Annotated in this window: 2 protein-coding genes; both read left to right on the top strand. The window is 68.3% G+C overall.

Annotated elements, in window-relative coordinates; all coding sequences use genetic code 11:
* Positions 1–1,129: chemotaxis protein CheW (locus GSQ79_RS14855; protein ID WP_158809482.1), on the top strand; the 1,129-nt coding region annotated here is incomplete at its 5' end.
* Positions 1,126–1,623: response regulator (locus GSQ79_RS29590; protein WP_246725343.1), on the top strand; the 498-nt coding region annotated here is incomplete at its 3' end. The genes GSQ79_RS14855 and GSQ79_RS29590, both read left to right, overlap by 4 nt.

The raw sequence follows: 1,623 nt of genomic DNA on the forward strand, positions 1-1,623 counted from the left end.
GACCCTGACCCGTGCCGCCGGCGAACGCCGCATCGACCTCGAGGCTTTGCTCGCGCGCGACTTCGCCGCGCTGCCGCGCCGCCGCACCGGCGAACGACCGGTCGCCATACCGACCGCGGCACCGGAGAAACTCGATCAGGACGAACTTGCGCTCATCGGCTTCACGGTCGCGGGACAGGATTACGCCCTGCCCCTCGACAAGGTGGCCGAAGTCATCCCCATGCCCGCCGCCATTGCCGAAGTGCCGGATACCGACGCTGCGATGATGGGCGTCATATCGTTCCGCGGGACCCTTTTGCCGCTGGTTTCGCTACGCGTGCTGCTGGGTCTCCCGACCCAGGGGTTCGAACGCGACAAGGCGCGGATCGTCGTCACGCGCGCCGGGCCGGCGTTGATCGGGCTGGTCGCGGATCATATGACTGCCATCATACGGGTCGCGGAAGACGCGCTCGACCCGGTGCCGCTCGTCTTGACGCGCGGCCAGAGCGAAGCGCGGATCGAAGCCATCTGTCGGCTCGACGGCGGCGCGCGCCTGATCGCCGTTCTTTCGCCGGCCAAGCTTTTCGACGAGACGACGGCAGCGCGCATCTTCGCCGGCGTTCAACACGGGACGACCACGATGGCTGCCGACACCGATCACGCCATGAGCGAGCAATTCGTCGTGTTCCAACTCGCCGACGAGCATTACGGCCTGCCGATCGCCAGCGTCGACGAAGTGGTGCGATGCCCCGACAGCCTGACGCGCGTCCCGCGCGCGCCAGCTTTCATTGAGGGCGTGATGAACCTGCGCGGCAGAATCGTGCCGATCATCGACCAGCGTCAGCGGTTCGCCGCGTCCGGCGAGGCGACGCGCGGCCGCCGGGTCGTCGTCGTCACCATCGACGGGGTGCGCGCCGGTTTCGTCGTCGACGCAGTCTCGGAAGTGCTCACCATCGCGGCGAGCGAACTCGTCGCGGCGCCGGATATGACCGCGGACGGCAGCCGCCTCTTCGACCGGATCGCGACCATCGCGCGCGACGGCCGCCTGATCCTCGTCATCGATCCCAGAGCGATGCTCGATCGCGCCGAGCGCGACGTCCTAGCCGCGCTCGGCGCCGGGATGGCGAGCGAAGCAGCGGTCACCGCGTGATCAAACTCCTTGTCGTCGACGATTCGGCGTTGATGCGCCGCTTGATCGGCACTGTGTTTGCCGCGCAGAACGACTTCGATGTCGCCTTCGCGCGGGACGGCGCCGAGGCCCTGGAGCAGCTCCACAGCTTCGGACCGGACGTCATCACGCTCGACGTGCAGATGCCGAAGATGGACGGGCTCGCCTGCCTCGATCGCATCATGATCGAGCGCCCCTGCCCGGTCGTGATGGTGTCGTCGCTGACCGAAGCCGGTGCGGACATCACGCTGGAAGCCATGCAGCTTGGCGCGGTGGATTTCGTCGCCAAGCCGGAAGGCGCGGTCTCCTTGGCGATGGATGAGCTCGCGCCGGTGCTCGTCGAAAAGGTGCGCGCCGCCGCGAACGCGCGCCTGCGCCGCAGCCTCCGTCTGACCGAGCGCGTCCGGCGCCTAACAAACGGCGCAGCGCCGGCGTCGAGCGAGCCGGCGGCATCCGCACATATCCCGGCCGCAAAA

It is taken from the genome of Beijerinckia sp. L45, assembly GCF_009765775.1.
GTDB lineage: Bacteria > Pseudomonadota > Alphaproteobacteria > Rhizobiales > Beijerinckiaceae > RH-AL1.